This is a genomic window from Nostoc sp. (assembly GCF_036919675.1).
Taxonomy (GTDB): domain Bacteria; phylum Cyanobacteriota; class Cyanobacteriia; order Cyanobacteriales; family Nostocaceae; genus Nostoc.
Window position 1 is genome coordinate 1 of sequence record NZ_JBALCP010000078.1, and the last position, 21750, is coordinate 21750.

At 41.5% G+C, this 21750-nt stretch carries 13 protein-coding genes, 1 tRNA gene and 1 pseudogene; 6 read left to right on the forward strand and 9 right to left on the reverse strand.

Translation table 11 applies throughout. The features are described 5' to 3' along the window. Positions 1 to 49: 49 nt before the first annotated feature. The 8 genes and pseudogenes from V7K49_RS17385 to V7K49_RS17420 all read right to left on the reverse strand — a co-directional run bounded on the left by V7K49_RS17385 (position 50) and on the right by V7K49_RS17420 (position 9970). Entirely contained in the window at positions 50 to 1519 is a 1470-nt protein-coding gene (locus V7K49_RS17385; RefSeq protein WP_335206582.1) for a VWA domain-containing protein, read from the reverse strand. A 289-nt stretch (positions 1520 to 1808) separates the two neighbouring features. Then, positions 1809 to 1997 carry a hypothetical protein gene (locus V7K49_RS17390; RefSeq protein ID WP_334871510.1) on the reverse strand — a complete coding sequence of 63 codons (189 nt, stop codon included), beginning with the start codon at positions 1995 to 1997 and terminating at the stop codon, positions 1809 to 1811. Positions 1998 to 2101: 104 nt separating this feature from the next. Then, a tRNA-Ser gene (locus tag V7K49_RS17395) sits at positions 2102 to 2172 on the reverse strand. A 32-nt stretch (positions 2173 to 2204) separates the two neighbouring features. After that, the gene (locus tag V7K49_RS17400; RefSeq protein ID WP_335206583.1) at positions 2205 to 2930 is read right to left on the reverse strand and encodes a hypothetical protein; all 726 of its coding nucleotides are present in this window, start codon (positions 2928 to 2930) and stop codon (positions 2205 to 2207) included. A gap of 327 nt (positions 2931 to 3257) precedes the next feature. Continuing rightward, positions 3258 to 3458: pseudogene (locus V7K49_RS17405) on the reverse strand (hypothetical protein). Positions 3459 to 4003: 545 nt separating this feature from the next. Next, on the reverse strand, positions 4004 to 5500 hold the full coding sequence (locus V7K49_RS17410) for an aldehyde dehydrogenase family protein (protein ID WP_335206585.1): 1497 nt from the start codon (positions 5498 to 5500) through the stop codon (positions 4004 to 4006). Between the two features lie 113 nt (positions 5501 to 5613). Next, positions 5614 to 6336 (reverse strand): cyclase family protein, encoded by a 723-nt coding sequence (locus V7K49_RS17415; RefSeq protein ID WP_335206587.1) that lies wholly within the window; start codon positions 6334 to 6336, stop codon positions 5614 to 5616. Between the two features lie 310 nt (positions 6337 to 6646). Further along, the gene (locus V7K49_RS17420) at positions 6647 to 9970 is read right to left on the reverse strand and encodes a PAS domain S-box protein (RefSeq protein WP_335206665.1); all 3324 of its coding nucleotides are present in this window, start codon (positions 9968 to 9970) and stop codon (positions 6647 to 6649) included. Between the two features lie 1641 nt (positions 9971 to 11611). Here V7K49_RS17420 and V7K49_RS17425 point away from each other — a divergent pair. From V7K49_RS17425 to V7K49_RS17440, 4 genes are all read left to right on the forward strand, one after another. Next, positions 11612 to 14164 carry a proteasome protein gene (locus V7K49_RS17425; RefSeq protein WP_335206589.1) on the forward strand — a complete coding sequence of 851 codons (2553 nt, stop codon included), beginning with the start codon at positions 11612 to 11614 and terminating at the stop codon, positions 14162 to 14164. A gap of 77 nt (positions 14165 to 14241) precedes the next feature. Further along, positions 14242 to 14454: an aspartate aminotransferase gene (locus V7K49_RS17430; protein ID WP_335206590.1), complete on the forward strand. Its 213-nt coding sequence runs from the start codon at positions 14242 to 14244 to the stop codon at positions 14452 to 14454. A 229-nt stretch (positions 14455 to 14683) separates the two neighbouring features. Next, a complete protein-coding gene (locus V7K49_RS17435; RefSeq protein WP_335206591.1) occupies positions 14684 to 17659 on the forward strand; it encodes a molecular chaperone in 2976 nt (991 codons plus the stop codon). Between the two features lie 288 nt (positions 17660 to 17947). After that, the gene (locus V7K49_RS17440; RefSeq protein WP_335206593.1) at positions 17948 to 19015 is read left to right on the forward strand and encodes a hypothetical protein; all 1068 of its coding nucleotides are present in this window, start codon (positions 17948 to 17950) and stop codon (positions 19013 to 19015) included. A gap of 85 nt (positions 19016 to 19100) precedes the next feature. Here the strand turns inward: V7K49_RS17440 and V7K49_RS17445 are convergent, their stop codons facing one another. Next, positions 19101 to 19280, reverse strand: a complete 180-nt coding sequence (locus V7K49_RS17445) for a high light inducible protein (RefSeq protein WP_273763134.1) — start codon at positions 19278 to 19280, stop codon at positions 19101 to 19103. A 397-nt stretch (positions 19281 to 19677) separates the two neighbouring features. Here V7K49_RS17445 and V7K49_RS17450 point away from each other — a divergent pair, with 397 nt between their 5' ends. After that, positions 19678 to 20814, forward strand: coding sequence for a hypothetical protein (locus V7K49_RS17450; RefSeq protein ID WP_335206594.1), 1137 nt, complete (start codon positions 19678 to 19680; stop codon positions 20812 to 20814). Positions 20815 to 20832: 18 nt separating this feature from the next. Beyond that, entirely contained in the window at positions 20833 to 21720 is an 888-nt protein-coding gene (locus V7K49_RS17455) for a DNA adenine methylase (RefSeq protein WP_335206595.1), read from the forward strand. Positions 21721 to 21750: the final 30 nt, after the last annotated feature.

The window sequence follows — 21750 nt, forward strand, 5'->3', positions numbered from 1 at the left end:
TCAGTTGCACTCGACTTAATAAATCCTCAACATTTAAGAAACTGGTTTGCTAATTGCTGTTACTGTACCTCATAACAGCCGGAAGTGCTGTATCCTCTCGCACAGGCAACGGCATATCCAAAATCTCCATCAGCAAATCCAGACGAGAGGGGCGCGTCAGGAGTGGAACGAGGTTCGGCAAGCTGTAGTAGTCACCCGCGAAGGTAAACGTATCTACAGGTGCTTGCTGCTGCTTCAGTTGGCTCTCCACCCAGTCGTAATGAGTACCCACACGGACAATCACCACATTGGGCATTATCGCCAACTCCCGGCAGTAAGTCTTGTAGACTTCACCGAAGTAAGGAGCTGCATTTTCGCCTTCATCCGTCACTATGATAATCTGGTCAACCACCTGCTTTTTCCGCCGCATTGCTTCCAATGCACAGCCGATGCTAGTGCTACCGCCTGCCTTGATGTGCTGGAAGGCACGCTCCCAGTCGGTCAACTCCTTGCCCTTTGCCGTAACAGCATAAGGAATGGTGTCGAAGGCGTAGACAAACAGTTCTGCCTGAGTGATACCAGAGATGAGGGCAGCGAGTTGCTTACCGATCGCGATCGCATTTTCCATTGAACCAGACTTGTCCACCAATAAAGCAGTTGGACGAGCGATCGCACCACGCCGCTTTACCTGTTCGTTTGTCACCTTTTCCAGTCGGGTAACGGTGTCTGCGTCAAAATCTGCTGCGTCTGCCGCAATCTGGGCTTTGAATGCTGAGACACGCGTACTCTTAGATGCTTCTTCCAGCTTAGAATCAATCAGCTTCTTGACTTCTGGGTGATCCATTGCACCTCTAGCCTGGAGAGACTTGAGGTTGTTGATCGCTTCTTGAGGAGTCATGCTGTTGATTAACGCCACCAGCACAACTGGTGTAAGTTGCTTGATCGCACCAATTGCGATCGTGTAGGGAATGTTGAACTCCACAATTAGCCGTGCCTGTTCGGCGGCATTTTCTACTTTAGCAAGCTGTTTCAGCATATCTGCTAACGAACCCTCTGGAGGAGTATCGCCAAACAGAATCGCATTTGCCCGCTCATTTGGCTTGATGTGCAGTGAAGCATATAAGTGCTTCATTGCCTTACGACCTCGCAGAGCAGCGCGATCGAACAGAGCCGGATTGCTCTCCCGTATCTTCAAGTAACGCCGTACCGCAGTCCGAGCGGAACGAGGCAGTTTATTCTGCTGCTGCTTCATGAAGTCCACCACACGAGCCACCTGATAGGGCGGAAACTCTTGCAGCATCACAAATCCAGCGTCTCGGTGTTCAGTCAAATTGCTGGTTAGTAAATGAGCTAGGAATACTTCTTTATGGTCGCGGACATCGCCATAACGCTGATACCAGACTGCCAGATGTCCATAGAAAATTGGATCGAGTTCAACAATTAACTGATGAATTTCTGCGACTTGCTCAAGTTTACGGTGAGGAGTTCTGAGCAAACTGTTGAGCATTTCCAGGCGCAGGTCACGTTCTGCGGTTTTCATAAGAACCTCCTCTAAGAATTTTAGATTTTAGACTTCGGCTACGCTCAGTCGAACGATTTTAGATTTGGGATTGCAATCTAAAATCCAAAATGGAAGGAGGCAGATGTTGAACGCGGGGCGATCAAGTCACCGCGCAAGTTGTAGAAGCATTGTCTATAATTTGTGCAAAATTATGTAAGCTTCTGCGATCGGGGCGCGGCAACAACTGCCAGTTTTGATGTAACGTATCGAAATCGTTAGTACTACTCCCTAAAAGTAGTAGCTGCGTAAGCTGCCATCATATCTGCCGCTATTGCGACAGCACTTTTTGAAAGCAGCAACCAGAACCACAAAGACAAAGGTCATTGTTACCAAGCTTTTCTTGTAGTTCCTTGTCGCCATGAACAAGGCGGTCGCCACGTTTAACAGCTTTTTCAGATGGGTAGCCACGACGACGTTTACTCGATGATTCAAAAGCAGAAATCGTCAAATTCGTCAAAGTCTTCAGGCTCGATGTTGAAAGAATTAATCTTTTTCATCGTTCTCACCTTCATATTGAAATGAAATAAGATCACCTCATGCAAGTCGAAAAAGCTGTTGATTCACACACGGGATTTGAACCCGTAGTTGCTTGATCTCAAGTCAAGTGCCTGTTCCAATTCGGCTAGTATGTAAGCTTCTCCAGTTAGGGCACGAAGTGAAAATTTTAGTTTTTAGAAAGTTGATTTAAAATAAATCGAATTTCCTTCTTGTTACATTGCTGTTTCATAACAGCGTAAATTATTCGACCTCTATACATTGCGGCAGAACGAGGAATTATACCTTTGACAACATCTATCACATAATGAGTTGGTGGTGGTGGAAAATCTTCAAAGGTAATTAAATACCAAATCTCGTTTAACTTGTGGTATTGATGATAATTGTCAATGATCACAATATCAGTTTGTTCCTGCTTTTGCTTCTGCTTTCGAGGTATTTTCTTGGCTGCACAAAGAATTCCAGTTTCAGGATGGATATAGAAGCGATCGCGATGGTTTACATCTAGCTGAATTCGATATCCTTGGTAAGGCTTGCTATAAAAACCACCATCAATTATTTCCACGTGCCGTTCAACGTAGTCCCACACATGATCGATAACATGCTGTCCTGCCATTGTGTTTGAATCTAATCTTTGACACAGTTTGCTGTAAACCTCATTCCAAGGCTGTCCAACTTTGGAGCGCAAAAACCGACGCAGGGGACCGAGATGGTCTGAAAGATACTTAGATTTATTTATTGGTTTAATCAGGTAGGAATTCAACAATCCATCCTGACTTGCTTCCTCAGTGATTTTGTGTAATTGCTTCTTAAAGCCTGTGAGCTTTTTGAGACTGATTCTCCTCCCACCGCGAGGACGCTCAATCACAATCTCGCTCAAACGATGTTCGCTCATATCTCACGTTGTTTAAATGCAGTTGTACTAATTGAGTTGTTATTAAACATGAGTTAGCTAACATCATTGAACTCACCTCTGTATTGAGTAAAGGTTATATAAAAATCAGATTTAAATAATTTAAATTCCGCACAAGTTAGCAAAGCAGTTTTCACAGTTGCCTATACCAATTTGGCTACGCTCCAATCAAAGGGAGCGACAGGACTTGAACCTGCATTCCGTTGCCGGAGTGTGTGTAGGCTTCACAAGTTAGGGCGCGGAATAAAATTATGCGGTTAGAAATGAAGCAAAGGTTTATGTTTTAAACTTTCTTCCCTCCTACCTCCTTTAACCATAGACAGCTTCAGGACGGATAATCAAATCACCACTGGGACGGCGATCAATTACGTAAACAGAAAGGCGATCGCTATTCACATCTAAATGCCGAGCAACGCGCTCTTTCACTGCCACATCATTCATCCCTGCTGCAATTCCCAATTGTGTTTTTGGGACATCAACGGAACGTCCTTAAAATCGAATATGAACCATTGCAATCACCTCTGATTTTAATTACGAATTGATATTAGTGGATCTGATCGGGATTGAACCGATACCCTCCCTGTGAGAGTTACACTCACACCTCGTGCAAGTTGAAAAAGCTGTGGTAACACCGCAGGAATTGAACCTGCACTTATCGTTTTAAATGCGATCGCTCTACCTTTGAGCAAGTATGTAAGCTTTTTCTGTCAGGCCACAAGTGACATCTGGGAACTCTACCGTTAGAGCTACAGACCCAAGGCAGGCATAATTGTGATGCTCTGCTAATCCCCGGCATCTATGCAATTGTCAAGCTTCCAACAGGTTTTAGTTTTGCCTTTTGAGGAGGCTTTTATCTTTATACTACAAATGTAGTATTTTCTCTCCATAATGTCAAGGCGATACTACAAATTTCGCATTCCAATGGGAAATTTAGATTCTGTCTTCTTTTAAAAGAGAGGCTTCGAGGCTTACTCCCCTTCCCTTGTAGGGAAGGGGCTGGGGGGTTAGGTCTTTTTTTATAGTCTACTCAGCTGAAAATCGCGCTTATTGCGAAATTAACTGCGGTTATCTATCTGAGCGCGTTGCAAACTTCCAGAAAAGTCAACATAAACACTTTTCCATTCTGTGAAAACATCTAAAGCAGTAGTTCCAGCCTCGCGGTGTCCGTTACCGGTTTGTTTCACACCACCAAAGGGCAAGTGTACCTCTGCACCAATCGTGGGGCCGTTAATATAGGTGATACCTGCTTCGATGTCGCGCATGGCAGTAAAAGCCCGGTTGATATCGCGGGTGTAAACTGAAGAAGAAAGACCATAATTGCTATCGTTGAGAATTGCGATCGCTTCCTCAAAGGAGCTAACCTCAATTAATACCACCACTGGCCCAAAAATCTCTTCACGAGCGACGCGCATCTCAGGAGTTACATCATCCAAAATAGTTGGTTGAAAGAAATAACCGTTTTTCAATTCGCCTTCACTGGCAATTTCTCCACCAATTAAAACCTTTGCTCCTTCCTCACGGGCGATATCCAAATACTTGCTCACCTGTTGGAGTTGCTTTTCATTGACAATTGGCCCAATATCTGTATTGGGGTCAGTGCCAGCACCCAAGCGTAACTTACTGGTACGCTCATAAAGCATAGCGGTAAATTTTTCTTTAATATCACGATGCAAAATCAGGCGACTAGTAGCCGTACACCGTTGACCAGTTGTCCCAAAAGCACCCCACACTGCACCATCTAAGGCAAGTTCTAAATCTGCATCTTCCATCACCACTTGGGCATTTTTACCACCCATTTCCAGACAGACACGCTTGTGAGTGCGTCCGCAAGTAGCGCCAACAAAGGCACCCGTTTCTGAAGAACCAGTAAACGATACTAAATCTACATTGGGATGCTCAACTAAAGCTTTCCCCGCCTCTTCTCCTACACCATGCACCAAGTTAATCACTCCTGGTGGTAAACCTGCTTGTTGGAAAATTTCAATCAATTTAGTTGCACAGGCGGAGGTATCCTCGGCAGGTTTTAGGATGACTGTATTGCCACATACCAAAGCTGGCATAGCTTTCCAGCAAGGAATTGCCACTGGGAAATTCCAGGGAGTAATTAAGGCACAAACTCCTATGGGCATTCGCACAGTCATGGCAAATTTATCGGACATTTCCGAGGGTGTGGTTTGCCCGAATAGTCGCCGTCCTTCGCCAGCAGTGTAAAAGGCACAGTCAATACCTTCTTGCACATCTCCTCTGGCTTCTGTCAGAGGTTTACCCATTTCCCGACTGATTAACTGGGCAAGTTCTTCTTTATGCTGGAGTAATATTTCCCCGACGCGAAAGATGTATTCTGCCCTAGCTGGGGCCGGGACTTTACGCCAACTGTGGTAGGCTTTCCGGGCGGCGGCTACCGCTGTATCTACATGATTAACTTGGGAACGGGGGAATGTGGCAACGACTTCAGTTTTGTCAGCAGGGTTGCGACTTTCTAAAGTTGCTTCCCCTACAGCACTCAACCATTGACCGTCTATGTAATTGCGGCAAGATAGCGGAGTTGTCATCTTGAAAATCTCCGGCTGATGATCCACTGGAACTTGTGTATTAAGTTTGCTTGCTTTCTAGGTTATCCCCTAGTCTGAAAAATTGGTGTGAGATAGAAATATCGATATAAAAATTAAGGCACTAACGCCAACACACCCACAGGAGAACCAGAACCACCACGCAACCTCAGAATCCCGATCGCTAGAGTAGTACCTTTCGGTGGCAACTGATCCAAATTGGTGAGATTCTCCAACACAATCCGCGGTTGTTCTAAAACCAGGCGATTAGTAGCAAAACTATTCTCTTGTCCAGGATCTACACCATGAGTATCAATTCCTACTCCAGCAATTTGGCGTTCATTCAGTAAGAATTGAGTCGCATCACTGCCAAAGCCTGGAAAGTGGGCAATTCCTTGAGCATCCTGATTTAGGAATGCACTTTTATCCGACCACTTTTTTTGCCAACCAGTATTCAGTATAACTACGCAACCAGGAGGAATTTCACCGTATTGTTCTTCCCAAGCCACAACATCAGCAATAGTCAAGGCATAATCAGAATTAACCGCTGTGGCTTGGCGAATATCTATGACTACCGCAGGTACAACCAAAGATTGGGCGGGGTATTGGTCAATTCCCATACTATAGCTATGAAAGCTGTTAGGGGCGTTGATATGGGTAGCGCTATGTTCTCCCAAGGCGAAACGCCGCAGGTAATAGCCATCATTATTCAGTTCAGCTACAGTTTCAAATTCTACTGTGGGGTCGCCAGACCATTGGGGTATATCTATGTCAATTACATGACTTAGGTGGATAACGCGTGTGTAGGTGATACTATTTTGACTTTGGGGTTGTATCATCCCAGCCTTCTATTTTATTTATACTCAGGGATTTTTTTAAAGGTGAGAGGCCGCACAGCCCGTCGTAGACATCGCCTGGGTTGGGCTATTCGGCGTCGCAAAGATAGCACTACCATTACAACGTTTTTGAATCAATTGAACTGCAATATTTTTACTCTTAATTCCCTATACTATGATAAATAATCCCCCCAATTCCTGTAAATTTTAGGTTACTGGGGGGGTTCAAATGTTGCAGCAAAAAGTGAATTAATCCTAGTTAACAACCATTAGGTTAATTTCTGATTAAGCTTAGGTTAAAGTTGCGTAATATCTACGTTGAGGGTTGCTCCTCTAGTGGAATTGCAATGACAAACTCGGCACCTTCTCCTGGTGCTGAAATACACTGGATTTGCCCACCGTGTTTTTTAACAACAATTTGATAGCCAATTGATAACCCCATGCCCGTACCTTTACCGACGGGTTTCGTAGTGAAGAACGGGTCAAATAGGCGTTTGCGTACTTCCTCAGTCATGCCTGGGCCATTGTCAGCAATGCTAATGATTACACGGTCTTCTTGGATGAGGGTGTGAATGCGAATTGTGGGCATTGGGCACTTGTACAGAGCATCTCGGCTTCGCTCGATGGAGTCGGCGTCGTTGGCGCAGCCTCTCCAAGAGTTGTATTGGGTATTCTCCTCCTGCCTCCCCTGTGCCCCTAGTCTCCACTCCCCACTCCCCACTCCCTCTTCTAAAGCATCGATTGCATTTGTCAACAGATTCATAAACACCTGATTCATCTGTCCAGCGTGACACACTATCAGTGGTAGGTTGCCGTAGTCTCGGATTACTTGGATTTCGGAATGTCCTGGTTTGGGCTTCAGGCGATTTTGCAACAGCAGTAACGTGCTATCAATACCTTCATGAATATCTACTGGTTTTGTGCCGTCTTCATCAAGGCGAGAGAAATTGCGTAAAGATAGGACAATCTGCCGAATGCGTTCGGCTCCCATCTTCATAGAATCCAGGATTTTGGGCAAATCTTGCTTGAGAAAGTCTAAATCAATGGCGTAGATTTCCTGTTTGATCTCTGGTGTTGGTGGGCAGTAGCTTTGTTGATAAAGTTCTACCAAATGCAACAAATCCTTGGTATATTCACGAACGTAGCTAATATTGCCGTAGATGAAATTGACGGGATTATTGATTTCGTGGGCAATACCTGCAACCAACTGTCCCAAACTGGACATTTTTTCAGTTTGAATCAGCTGCGCTTGGGTTTGTTGAAGTTCTAGCAGCGCCGCTTCTAGTTGCTGGGCTTTGTCTTGGGCAGTTTGGGCAGCGATGCGACTTTGGGTGTAAAGTTTGGCTTGGTCAATGGCGATCGCTAGTTGAACTGTAACTGCTTGTAGTAATTCTACTTCATTGTCCAGCCAAGGTCGAAAGCCACTACAAGAACCACAGCTAAATGCACCTATTTCGCCAGATTGGGTGTGTACGGGGAGCGACATAAAGGCAGTGAAACCGAAATCCTGAAAAAACAACTGTGCAGTGCAATCGCCCACAGTCTTAACATCATCAATGCGGATGATTTCTCTATTTAAGGTTTTAGCTGCGATTAGTTCGATTTCTGCATTAGTTGCTTGGTCGTCAATCAGACAGGGTAAAGAGGAACTTTTCGCCTCATATACACTCTCCCAGTAGGGAACCTCAGCGTTTTGCCGATACCAAAAGAAGGCGCAGCGATCAATCTGGAATAAGTTGCGAATCTCCTGCACTGCGGTTTCCACAATGTAATTGAGATCCAGGGAGGCTCGAATCTGGTTAGAAAGACGATTGAGTAGGGCTTCCCGTTGGGCGCTTTCTCTAAGTGCAACTTCTGCTTGTTTGCGTTTGATGCCAATGGCAATTTCCTGGGCAGCAAATTCTAGTGCTTTAAAAGTTGATTCTGTCACCGTTTGGCGGGTAAACATGGCTATCACCCCTACAGTTTCATCTTCAACAATCAGGGGATAGCCAGCGAAGGCAACCATCCCCTCTCGCTGCGCCCACTCTTTGTTACCCACGCGGGGATCTGTCTGCACAGAGTTAGTGAGGTGGGGTTTACCCTCTTCGGCAATTAAACCAATTTTGAATTGACCAACTGGCACACATTTATGGGGCCCATTAATGTGGGTATACATCCCAGAACTAACTTGCAACTCCAATACGTTGTCTTTTTTGTTCAGCGTCCAGATGCGAGCAAAGGCTGCATCAAGATGTTCAACCAAAGCGTCAGTGCAGCGGCGCATCATGTTCTGTAAGCTGTCACTCTGGGTAAGGGCCGCGTCTACATCGGCACGAAAATTTGCTAAACGCGCTCGCTCTGCTAGAGCTTCTTCTGCTTGTTTACGCTCAGTGGTGTCATAGCAAATACCAACGAAGTTTAAAACATTACCATTGGCATCTCTAATAGCAGATGAGTTGCTTGTATGCCATCGCCAACTGCCATTTTTGTGTTTTATTCGATATTCAATTGCATCTTGTTTTTGCGTTGTTGTCGCAATTGTTTGGAAATAATCTGCACAAATATGCACATCCTCAGGATGTATGAAGGGAATAAAGGATTTGCCTTCAACTTCTGCAACCTCATGCCCAAAAATTTCAGTCCAGTTAGGAGAAACGTAGGAAAATATTCCCTCAAGGGTCAGCGCAAAAATAATGTTATTGGCGTTTTCGACAATGCTGCGAAACTTGGCATCGCTTTCTCTGAATGCTGCTGGTACTTTGTCGCTGATGTCGCGGACAAGAACTATGATTTGCTGGTCTGGTAATAGTAATAACCTAGCTTCAAAATTATTATTTTCTTGTGGTAGCGGTAAGGTATATTCAAAAGTGACTGAAGATTGAGTTTCAAGTACTTGAGTTATTGCTTGCTGGAAGCGATCGCCTACAGCAGTTGGTACGTATTCTCGCAAACTCTTGCCCTGACAATCTCCTGTTGGAATATACGGATTATCCATCAATCCTTGCTTATAATCCAGAATACTTCCATCAGCATCGAGACGAAAGTACAAATCAGGAAGCACTTGCAAAATCGCTGCAAATTCTGATGTTTTTTGACGTAACTGTACTTCAGCTGCTTGGCGTTTTGCAGTTTCGGCTTGTAGTTGCTCTAGTGCTTTTGTTAATTCTGCCGCCTGTTTTTGTTCTGTAATTTTATGCAGACAATAAGAGGAATTTGTAGATGTCGAGCAGCTTTCTCTCATGGTAGATCGCACTTCTGTTATATCCACACAATAACCGATGTAACCGACAAAGCTAGCATCTGCTGAGAATCGTGGCGTGGCTGTATCTAAAATCCAGCGATATTCGCCATCAGCCCGACGCAGACGATATTGTCTCTGGAAGGAATCATGCGTTGTCAATGCTGTTAAGTATATATTTTTACATTGCTGACTATCTTCTGGATGAACGCTACAAGCCCAGATATTGTCTATCTCATCTTCTCGCGCCGATGCAGACGCGCTTGTTGTTAAATGTGTTCCAGTAAATTCCAGCCAATTTGAATTGAAGTAACAATAAAGTGCATTGCATCCAGCCATCCAAATCATCAGAGGAGCAGTACCTACCTGCTGGTAAAATACTTTTTCATCCTGTTGTATTTCTGATGGGGCGACCATGATTTGGTTAATGTAGCTTTGCACCTTTTTAGAAAACACTTTTGCCTGCCTGCTCTGCCTAAATTATTAAGGTAATAGTCTGAAAATAGGATTTGTTATATAGATGGATCTAATCTTCTTCATGCCAACCTGCTATTTATTTTAATACTTTATTTATTTTTATATCTATAAAATTTACTCTTTTACTGTGAATAAATTGAAAAAATGCTGAAGTTATCATTAAGATTAACTTCAGCATTTTTGGTGAAAATTAAACTATCCATGTGGCAGGGAAGTTGTTTAACTTTGTTTATTATTAAAATTACTTATAAATTCATATTAGCTATGTAATTGGATTACTCAAAAACCTGATTTAGCTTTACGAAAACTAGATGATTCTCTGTGAAGCACTTAGCTCGACTTTATCCATTTTTTGGCAAAGCTCAAGCTGACGCTGAAAGCTTTGTGGGACGCTAGTTTTACTTTTTCGTTTTCACCGAGAATCAGTGATATGGAAAAAGTTTTTGCCAAAAAGCTAGGGTTTTGCCGATACAAGAGAACCAAGTTCTTAATTTTGGATAAAGTCGAGCTTAAAGGATGTTTGAAAAGTATCGTTATTAACATCAAAATCCTCGAAACCTAACCCCCCTTCCCTATGTTAGCGTTGGCGAACGCAAAAGCGTCTCTAAGAGTTGCGGCACGAAGTGTGATCCCATTTCACTTTAATAATGATACAAATACGTTGGTAGGGGCATAGCATTGCCCATTGGTGTCAACTTAAGCTATAAACCTCGTAAAATCTCGTTTCCAGTCTCTGGCTGGAAATGCATACCCTGGCGGCTCTGCCGCCAAGAGAGGGAGGCGGAGCCTCCGAACCGGTATTCCCAGTCTGAGACTGGGAACGAGGCAACGAGGTAATGTCTCAAAACATTCTTGCTTACATAGCTTTCACGTTAAGTTGACACGTATGGGCATTGCCATGCCCCTACAAGAAATCTATCTGTATCAGGGTTTTCGTGAATTGGTATGAGAATGGGGGTTTCAAAGCCTCTCAAGAGCAGGAGAGAGGAATGGAAGTGAGGTTTCGAGTATACTTGTTGACTTTCCAAACATCCGCTTACGTCTTTATAATAAATTCACAATAATCAAGAATTTCATATCAAATAAATATTGATTTTTTATCAAGAAGAATTCAGCATGAATTAGAGTCCGTTAATCGATGTAGCTTGCCTAAAAGAAGGGGTATATAGCGATTCTCATTTGAATGAGGTATACAGGTAGGGACACAGCAATGCCGTGTGCTACCTTGTATCTGTGTTCATCTGTGGTTAATTGTTTTTTCTCTACCTTACCCATGCAAGAAGCGCTAAAAAAGGGTTTAATACCCACATATATACTAAGCAGTATTCAGTAAATCTGTAGTATAAAAACCGACTTTTTTATTTAAAATCCTGCATTCTGACAAATGTATTGTTTTTTATTTTTTCCAGTGAAACTCGATTTTTCAAAATTGTCTTTACCGTTCAAAACGCCTCATCCCAAAATCGCAAATTAAATGAGAGAAATGCTAAATGTGATATCAAGACATTGCAACAATGGCTGGCGATCGCGTTTTATATGTTATAAAGCTCACAGAAATTAATGTTAGGCGGAAACTACTCTATGGAACCAGACAAACTGGGCCGTTTTAAGGAGTACGGCGAATTCATCGTCCGAAAGATAGATTCTGTGCCCCAACACCCTTCAAAACAAGAAGATTGGGTTCCAGCTAGTCTTGATGACTGTCTCCTGCGTCTGCGGTCAGCTGCCCAGAAAACTGTAGACCTTGCAACTTCACCTGTCAAAATTGGGGTGATGGGGGAATTCAGTAGTGGGAAAACCTTACTTTTAGGCAGTCTAATTGGATATGCAGATGCTTTGCCAGTCAGTGAAAATCCTACTACAGGTAATGTTACTGCCATACATATCATCCCGCAAGACGAGTTTGCAACTACTCAAGTAAGTAATTTTACCGTAGAGTATCTTTCTCATGAAGGAGTACACGAGTGTCTACGCTTCATGTTAGGGGAAGCCAATAAACGGACAACAGCAGCAGGGCTTCCTCCTATACCAGTATCGAAACTCAACTCTGGCAAAGATATTATTAGCTGGTGTGAAGAAGGATGGAATAGTAGTAACAATTTGGAGCTACGTTATTTACTCCGGGAGTTGGTGTTATTCCTGCGGGCTTATCAAGCCTATGGGGAAGTTATGTGTGGTGGCCGCTACCAAATTGATGCTATCACCGCCCGTGAGGGGCTACAGCTGGTCGAACAGCCAATGGCAATCCAAACTCTGAACTTTGAGGATCTACCTCCAGCGCATATCCGATTACCGAGTCCACCTCAAAGGCTACCAACAAAGTTATTGCAAAACAGTTTCCCACTTATCCGCCGCGTAAATATCGATGTAAAAATCTCACGGGAAATTTGGGATTTTGCAGACGCAGCCAAATTTATTCTCATCGACTTTCCGGGATTGGGGGCTGCTAATTCGGGGGCTAGGGATACCTTTTTGTCACTGCGGGAATTGGCAGAAGTACAGACAATTTTAGTACTGCTAAATGGTAAATCTCCCGGTAGCGATCGCGCCAATAAAATCTTTACGATGATGCAGCAGCAGCGACCGGGACAAGACCTGAAAGATTTAATTCTCGTAGGTGTGGGTCGCTTCGATCAACTGCCTTTAGACAGTGAGGGTGGCGAAAGAGAACTTGACCAACTGATTGAAGATAGCGCAGCCAATAGCCATTTACAAGAAGAAACCGTTTTCCAAAAACTCAAAGTTCTGCAAACTACCATTGACGGTGCAGAAGCGTTTACAACCCAAAAAGACCGGATCGTTTTACTATCGCCACTGTTGGGACTAGCTGAATTAGCAAAACGTTCTAGTACAGTCAAAGCAGGCTCAACAGACTTTTTGGCTAACTTGGACTATCCTGATTACCTAGATCGGTCTAAACGGCTACAAGACAAATGGGAAGACTTAAGTGAACGGCTGTTAGACTCTGATCCCCGCAGTTATTTAGGCAGACAGCTAGGTTACTTTAGTCAAGATGGGGGTCTTGGTAAGCTGCGGGAATTGATTCAAACCCACGTAGCAACTCATGGTCTGAAGCAACTGTATGAAGATACTAAAAGAGCTGTTGATGTGGTGAGTCAGCAACAAGATCACTTGAAGGACATCATAGATGAAATTCACGAGCAAGGTATTCCTACAGGAGACAGTCCCGCATTTATCGAGTTGCGCTTTGTGGTCGAAAGCTTGGATAAAATCTACAGGAATTTTCAAAAAGATTTAGGGAAAGAACCACTCAAAGACCGACGTGGTGTTGTTGTCAGCGATGTAGTGAAAGACGAACTCACCTTTAGAATCCTCAATTGGAACCAGTGGACTTTACTCTTCAACAAAGCCAACAATGGAGCGATCGCTCTGGCAGAATCTAAAGGTGCAGCCGGGAAATTATTTGACCGAGGAAACCGTGTAAATAGTTCCCTTCCAACCAAGAGCGATGATTTTTATCCAGTATTTGAAAAAACCGTTAAGGAAGTAGAAGATTTTGCCCGCGATCGCATTCATCAAGCAGTGGTAGATTTGTTGAACCAATTGTCAAATTATGTAGCCCCAGAACGCGAACAATTGCAGGCAATTTTCCATCCAAAAATGGAGCAAGAAATCGAAGAACAATTTGGTTTTGAAGATGCTGATCTCTTTTACAAATTATTACTAGGATGCGATCCTAACGAATGGAAAGAAGCAATCATCTCCGAAATCAGTAGCAAAGACAAAACCGTTGCACCCGAAATCATTTTTCCTCTAGCGCGTCAAGACGACAAACACAACGTTGGTCAAATCTTTGACTGGGCACCAGAGAAAAGTCAAGGTTTACCCAGATCGAGCAATCACCAACTTTTAGTACTGCGGCTGCGAGATGAAATCACTGCTAGCGCTAGCCTTCATCTTGTGCAGTATGTTAGCGAAGTTAATCAGCAAATTAATTCCGAACTAGAAGGCATTTTGGATCAAATTATTCCTAGTCTGCAAAACCTTTCCAAAAAAGAAACTTTGCTGAGATATTTGGCAGCTGGAGAATTGCCATCTGAGATAAAAATTCCTATTTGGTTGGAGATTATTTCAGAACTCGCCGCTGTTTCTCATTCAGATGATTTGAGATGAGCTAACTCAGAAAATGACTGATTGCGATCGCATACGGATCTGAGGATGTATTTGTCAGACGTGATCCTATCGGTTTGATGCAGTTGACTATTGCCTCCGAGAGTCAAATGGTGCAAAAAGCGAAACGTTTAATTGAGCGGGTGCAACAAGAACAGATAACTGTCTTAGCGAAGAAGGAGATAATAGATGGATTCTTAGCTTATGGTATTTCAATAGAAGAGGTTGCTCAGTTACTTGATTTAACCATCCAACAAGTAAGACTTGCAAGCGGTCAAAAATCTTCAACATGAACTTAGTAACTGCCGCAATTTTCATAGCGATGCTTAGATTGGGCTACGCCCTTTTATATAAAAGCGTAGGCATCGCGCCAAATAAAAAAGCCAGTGTTAAAGAGAATCAGTGGCACAAGATCAACGATTAAAAGTCTTTACGACAAAGATTCTCTGAATTTGCCATTTGATGATACAACCTCACTGTTTTTAGCTAGCTATAAAACAAACAACAGAAAGTTATACTCTAATGAACCCTTTCCAATTGAACAACTATACTGATCAACAACCAAGCCAGAAACAACAAAAAAGATTTCCAGGATGGTTTGCCTTAGATTTTGGCACGTCGAATTCTACAGTTACACTTTTCGATCCCATTGAAGTGCCGATCGCAGAAATTCTACCAAAAGAACAAGAAGTGCGGTTGCGCGATCGCTTATCACAATGGCTAAGTTCTCCCGCCTCAGTGGCTTTACCAGATGTCAGCGATGATGATTGGGCAAAGTTTATCACAGAAATTAGCAAAAACCTGGAGATAGATCCAACAAAGTTGAGTGAAGTATTTGAAAGTGATAATAAAGAGCGATTTTTGGAAGCAATTCGCCAAATTGAACTTTCTTTAGGAAACAGCGAGAGATTCCGTCGGGCTGTCAGCAAAAAACTTTACCAAATCTATCATGAGGTGTTCCGCGTTCCTACCCTAGAGTCGCAAAATCTGATCCCAGTTGTGCTGGATATTGATCGCCGCGATACAGAAATTCCCAGTGAGTCGGAAATTTCGCAGTTAGGGGACTTAAAATTGCAGATGGGTAGGGAAGCTAGAGATAACCGCAAAAAAGCGATCGCCCAAGGTACAAGCAGTTCTTTAAAGGAAATTATCAGCAGGTTTCACCATTCACCCAAACGCTACTTTGGTCAGGAGCGATCGTTTTCAGTTATTTTGGATGGTGAAGAAGAAATAATTACTGCTAATCAACTAATCCAATCTGCTTGGGCGCATTTAATCGAGTTAACTGAAGATTACCGCCAACGCGCACAACGCAGATTTTCAGAAGGGACTTTTTTGACAGCAGTTGTCACTTACCCCACTGTCGCCCCACCAGTTGTTCGCAAGGAAGTTAAGGAATTAGTTGAGCAATTGGGGATCGATGATGTCCAAACTGCTTATGATGAAGCCGTTTCTGTGGCAATATTCTTTTTGTGGCGAGAATTTGGCGGTAATCTCAACATTGGGATTGAATCATTTAAAACTCGTTGTCATCAAGTAGGAAACAAATGGTCACAAAATGTTCTCGTCTTGGATATCGGCGGGGGAACCACAGACTTAGCTTTAATTGAACTGACTTTAGAAGATAAAACTCCGACTTTTGCTAATTATGAAGACCGAGGTTTAGGAGGACGTTACTATAAACTCACTCCCAAACTATTAGGTTCATCCGGTCATTTACAGTTAGGTGGTGAATTAATTACACTGCGAATTTTTAGATTATTAAAAGTTGCGATCGCAGACTTTTTATTGGCAGCAGTAACAACAGGTGATCTTGAAAGCGAAAAGCTAGAAGATTTAATTAACTCTGAGTTAAACGAGCGCTTCTTAGAACAAGGCAAATTCAAAACTGGCAGTATTTTAAAATGTCTAGATAGAGAGAATCCAGAAGGTGATCTTGCTTACAAAGATGCCCTAGATACTGCCGAGAAAGTATTACCCACCCGTTGGCAACAAGCACCCCAACGTCTACAATCCTTTTATCTTCTCTGGGATCATGCAGAAACAGCTAAACTTAAACTTGGGCAAAAACCACTAACAGATAATTCTCTATTAACCTTCACACTTTCTGAACAACAAATTTCTGAACTGCTTACCCAAAGCGCCGTTAAATTGCAAGTAAATGATCCAAATAACATCTGCATCACCCTAGATAACCAACAATTTGAACGAGCCGCCACTTCCGGAATTAAAGAAGCGATCGGTATTGCCAAAGGATTAATGGAAAGTCGCTTACGTCCCGATGATATCACCAAAGATTCTTGGAATTTCCAAAAAGTTGATTGGTTAATTCTGTCTGGAAAAACTTGTAATTTAGACATAGTGCAGCGCCAAATCTACCAAGAATTTAGTAAGTCTCCATATTTTGTGTGGAATCCAGAGCGAATTACCTTTGTGCTGGAATTTACCAAATTAGCCACCTCCGCTGGTGCTTGCTATGCCGAGAAGTTGCGAAGATTAAGGTTCGATCCAGAAGAGTCCAAAAGCTTGCTGTGTAAGGGAGCCAACCAACTAGAAATCGATGTCAAAAACCTGTTTTATTATTTGCCCTGCAACTTCAAACGCAAAACCCAAAGTAACGATTTGCTCACCATATTTAAGGCTGGACAAGAACTCTATCAACTTGCACCTTGGGAAACTGTCGCCAAGGTTCGTACTGCATGGCAGGGAATCCAATTAACTAACATCATCTACCGTCAAGACTACGAGGATGGAGATTTACGACTATGGGGTAGCTTCGACGGCAAAAACCTCATGAATAAACTGGGAATACAAGAAGCAGAGTTTCTAAAAAAAATTAAAATCCAGTTTGAAATTGACCAAACCCTTGAATTTAGGGTATTGCTTTGTCAGGGAAATCCCCATTATTTAATTGATATTCCTGGCATTAATTTGGAATCGGTAATTTCAGAAACTTCGCCGCTATTTGCTGATGGAAAATTGAACTGGAATCTGGCTGTCCAACGTTTCAATAAAGATTTAAATGATGGTGATATTGCCGTCAATGTTATTGAGTCAGCAACTGTTGATCAACCAGATGCCTATCATCTTGTATTTGAAGTAGGAAATGATGGTAGTAAATTGTTCCAAAAATTTCACTATCTGCGCGATGGTGTGACGCAACCAGGAATTGGGTTAATTAGTAATCCCTTACCTCCCTTCCCACAAACTGGCCAGCACACTTTCTATGTTTATCAAACAGACGCCCAAACCAACAGCAAAAAATGGATACGAATTGGCGCACTCAGCAAACCAGATGTGACAACAGATTATCCTTGCCAATATCGTGTAACTCTCGATGATCAAGGCATTCTGCGGATGCACGCCGGTGAAGTGCCTTACTGGACATCAAAAAGTCAGGAATGCCTAAAGGAAGAAGGATGTGTTTATCTTGCTGAATTAGAATTGCAGCCCAATGAAGTTGATAAAGAACGCGATCCATTTTGCGGTATACATTAGGGACTTCAAAATAATACAAATATCCCAAAACTGGGACAAAAATCCTCTCTGTGTTATCTGCGGAATTTGTAGTTAAATAAATTACTTTTTAACCACAGAGGCACAGAGAGCGCAGAGAGAAAAAAGAGATTTTTGGAGTCACCTTGAAAGGGCTAGTAATGATAGCCTCATGCAAATGCATTAAACTTCTATGCTCCTCTGCGTTGAAAAATTAATGTTTTTCAAGGCAAAGGAATGCAGAGGTTTGCCAAATTTAATTCAATATAAAAATATTTGGAGGTGATATTCATGCAGCACTTGCGTCAATTCTTAGAGATAGAAAACTCAGAATTAGCCCAGTTACTGCGGTTTAGTTTGTATGGACTAGAGGCTAGTTTAAATCAGGCCCGCACAGAATTTCCGCTAGATCCAGGATCTAAAATATGCGATGAAGTGCTGCAAGAACTTCATCGCCTCTTGCAACCTACACCCCCAAAATCAGATGATTTGAAACTAAGTCACCTCCGCGAAGCTTTCGATTCTGACTCAGAACTTAGTTATTATCTGGGTAATTCCCAACTGCAAAGCACAACGGACTCTGATTTGTGGAATGAAATTCAACGCAAGCTGCTGCGAGTCCCAGAGGATTTGGCTGCAACTTGGCGACAACGAACCTTAGATTTAGCTCAAAAAGTTGGTGCGATCGCAGATAATTCTAATCTCTATCAACTTCCCTTTATCCGCGATGAAATTATCTACCCTGGACTTAGTGGTACTGTTCAGACTCAGGGATTAGGCTTATCTCAACAAATATTTTTAAACTCTAAAATTACCCAAGGGAATGCATCTGATTTACCAGCGGCATTCCTATTTTTATATATGAATTTTATCGAAATCGACCCCGATTTACACCATGCTTTAAAGAGCGTTTTTAGCTTCGATGTCATTTCCTTACACTCCAAACCAGAACAGTGCCATCAATATATTGATGCTTTAAGCGATCGCTTCCAACGCACCCAAAAAGCAGAGGAAAACACTGATCCCCTGTCAATTCTCCGTACTTGGATTGACATGGACGAGGCGATACATTCCCTAGTATTTGTACCTCCGGCTGAACGCTATTCTTGGTGGGGAAAGCTACAACATGAATCACGACGCATCTTAAAGAAAGTCGCTGATAAAACAATTAAAGCAGGTTATGAAGTGCGGATTCGCCAATTATCGGGACTTTATGCGGATATCTGTGCTTCATCCAAGGATGACTTACAACTAGACTGTGGCGGTATTCCTGGGGAAGTATTAACTTGTCTTCGAGTATATGCGCGAATTAATCAGGAAGAATCCCCAGGTCGTGTAATATTTCGCTCATCACGGTAACAGAATTCTCTCATAAAGCAAAGGCAGACGATTTTACGAATCCCTGCCTTGCCTCATTATTTAATGAAGGTAAAAACGTTTAAATCTATAGAATGCCCCAGAAGTGTAAAATCCCTTGACCAGAAAACACTTCAAGTAAAACGGCAGATAAAAAACCAATCATTGCAAAACGGCCGTTCCAGTTTTCGCTTTGAGGAGTGAAGCCCCAGCGCAAAGCATTAGGATCTTCTGAAACCGAAGGCGTAGTCTTCTTAACGTTTGCCATAAATAACACCCTGAGCGTTTATGTTGTAACAGTTATAACTGCATGTAAAGTAATGTAACATAATTTTACGTAATTGCAACATAAACTCAATAAAAACTTCAGTAAGCAAGTCTATATTACGGGTACGTAGTTTTATCATAACAGGTTTGCGATCGCGCAACAGGGAATTACCTGTGACTTACTACCAGACAAAAATACGGGGAAGACAAACGCTGCCAGAATTCTACATAGCAGAATCATCTCAATAATTAGTAGGGAAAAATTGTTGTGAATAAGATTATTTATCCGTGATAACTAAAATTCCACTCACGCCATGAATAATTCGGATTTCTATGCTTTAATAACCAAAGTTAAGTTAAACTCTGGCAAAGACAAATATTAATAAAAGTTTGAAGACATGACAGGTGTTCTACATTTTACAGGATTTATCAAGGGAGTGACCTATAAAACTTACTTGGATGATAATTTAAAGAGGATTAGTTTAGATGTATTTGATGTCAATCAAGAAAGGGGTTATGGATTAATCAAGTCACCTACAACTGAAATTGCTTATTCAAAATGGGTATCACCTAAGAGAACGAGAAGTTATCCATTTGCCAGAATTTATAATATATATAATTCATCGAAAGTTATAACTATTATCCCAGTGATTAAAGATGAGGGCAAAGATGGCGATATAGATAAAATTCAATACTCTACAATTTCTTGGATGAATTTGCTTAATATCTATATAGTACTTGCTTATTACGAAACAGCAAAAAAAAGCACAAAAAAAGCGCAAATTAACAAGAATAAGTTAAGTCATCAGAAATTTGCTAATGATTTTGTAAAAATTCAAATCAATGAAATATTCGCATATCACCAAAGCGCACTCCATTGGAACAAAAATCTCTTTGAAGAAAGATTTACACAAACTTTTGAAAAAGCTCTAGATTCTTATGATTATATTTTTAATCAAACTGGAGTGATAATTCACTCACGAGATGGACAAGATAAATATTTATCTAAAATTATAGAAGAGTTTGAGGAATTTAAGAATATTTCTCTTAAAGGTTCTCAAAGTGCTAGTAAAAGAGAAGCGCTGACTTCTCATAAGCTAGAATATTTAGTGGATGGATTAAAAGCAACTTTTAGTATTGAAAACTATCTTGGCGGAATTTACTATTTGACTCCTGATGAGATATTATTCGAGAATAATATGTATACTATACAAGAGTCAAAAAATACTTCAACAGCATCTTTGCCAAAGCTTCCTGATATTCAAGATGGTTTATTCAAGCTAATTTTATTTTCTAATTTAGATTCTTTAATGTTGAATGGTCAAAAAGTATTATTTGTTACAAAGTTAAAGCTTACAGGTAACAATGTTGTTGGTTCTATTGTCTTTCCAGATGCATCATTAGAAGAACTAGAATATTTTTTAGAAGTTAATATTAAAATTTTTAATACAAATCAAAGAGCAATTATCAAAAAATTGGCTTTAGAAGCTCAAAATAATCAGAGACTTAAAATAGAAGTATCCAGTAATTTTTAGACATTATAATTTTTAATTATGCTCAAAAGCCCACTCCGTTATCCTGGCGGTAAGTCAAAAGCAATAAATCAAATAGTTGAATACTTGCCAGAGAGCTTTTCGGAATTTCGAGAACCTTTTGTGGGTGGTGGTTCTGTATTCATTTATTTAAGACAAAAGTTTCCTCATATCAAGATTTGGATTAACGATTTAAACCGCGAACTCTTCTTATTCTGGAAGTTTGCTCAATCTGATTTAGCTCAATTAGTTAAAGAAATTAGACATATTAAAGTCAAATATACAGATGGCAAATTACTATTTTCAGAATTTACTAAGGTAGATGTCAATAATTTATCTGATTTAGAAAGAGCCGTTCGCTTTTTCATCCTTAATAGAATTACTTTTTCAGGAACTGTAGAATCAGGTGGCTTTTCCCAGGAAGCTTTTCATAAAAGATTTACTGATTCTTCAATAGAACGATTAGAAAAATTAGAATATATTTTATCAGAAAATGTCCAAATTACTAATTTTGATTACAGCCACCTATTAAAACCAGAGGGAGAAGATGTATTTTTATTTTTAGATCCACCATATTTTAGTGCTACTAAGTCAAAGCTATATGGTAAAGATGGTGACTTGCACACCTCTTTTGAGCATCAGAGATTTGCTGAAATTTTGCAACAATGCCATCATCGCTGGCTAATTACCTACGACGACTCACTACAAATTCGAGAGAATTTTCAATGGGCTAATATCTCAGCATGGGAATTGCAGTATGGAATGAATAACTATAAGCAGAGTGGTGCAGCTAAAGGAAAAGAGTTATTTATTACTAATTACGAAGTAAAACTTGATTTGGATAAAAAAGCAAAAAATCAGAAGCTTGTTAATCCAGCTTTGCAGTTGAGCCTTGATATTTCAACCTAACTTTGATAGATAGCGGCCAATTTTCCGGTA

Excerpts from the sequence above, each read along its gene's own strand:
- V7K49_RS17430 (WP_335206590.1), top strand. The coding sequence starts at position 14,242 with ATGCAGTTGACTATTGCCTCCGAGAGTCAAATGGTGCAAAAAGCGAAA.
- V7K49_RS17410 (WP_335206585.1), bottom strand. The coding sequence starts at position 5,500 with ATGACAACTCCGCTATCTTGCCGCAATTACATAGACGGTCAATGGTTG.
- V7K49_RS17415 (WP_335206587.1), bottom strand. The coding sequence starts at position 6,336 with ATGATACAACCCCAAAGTCAAAATAGTATCACCTACACACGCGTTATC.
- V7K49_RS17440 (WP_335206593.1), top strand. The coding sequence starts at position 17,948 with ATGCAGCACTTGCGTCAATTCTTAGAGATAGAAAACTCAGAATTAGCC.
- V7K49_RS17385 (WP_335206582.1), bottom strand. The coding sequence starts at position 1,519 with ATGAAAACCGCAGAACGTGACCTGCGCCTGGAAATGCTCAACAGTTTG.
- V7K49_RS17450 (WP_335206594.1), top strand. The coding sequence starts at position 19,678 with ATGACAGGTGTTCTACATTTTACAGGATTTATCAAGGGAGTGACCTAT.
- V7K49_RS17455 (WP_335206595.1), top strand. The coding sequence starts at position 20,833 with ATGCTCAAAAGCCCACTCCGTTATCCTGGCGGTAAGTCAAAAGCAATA.
- V7K49_RS17445 (WP_273763134.1), bottom strand. The coding sequence starts at position 19,280 with ATGGCAAACGTTAAGAAGACTACGCCTTCGGTTTCAGAAGATCCTAAT.
- V7K49_RS17400 (WP_335206583.1), bottom strand. The coding sequence starts at position 2,930 with ATGAGCGAACATCGTTTGAGCGAGATTGTGATTGAGCGTCCTCGCGGT.
- V7K49_RS17435 (WP_335206591.1), top strand. The coding sequence starts at position 14,684 with ATGAACCCTTTCCAATTGAACAACTATACTGATCAACAACCAAGCCAG.
- V7K49_RS17420 (WP_335206665.1), bottom strand. The coding sequence starts at position 9,970 with ATGGTCGCCCCATCAGAAATACAACAGGATGAAAAAGTATTTTACCAG.
- V7K49_RS17425 (WP_335206589.1), top strand. The coding sequence starts at position 11,612 with ATGGAACCAGACAAACTGGGCCGTTTTAAGGAGTACGGCGAATTCATC.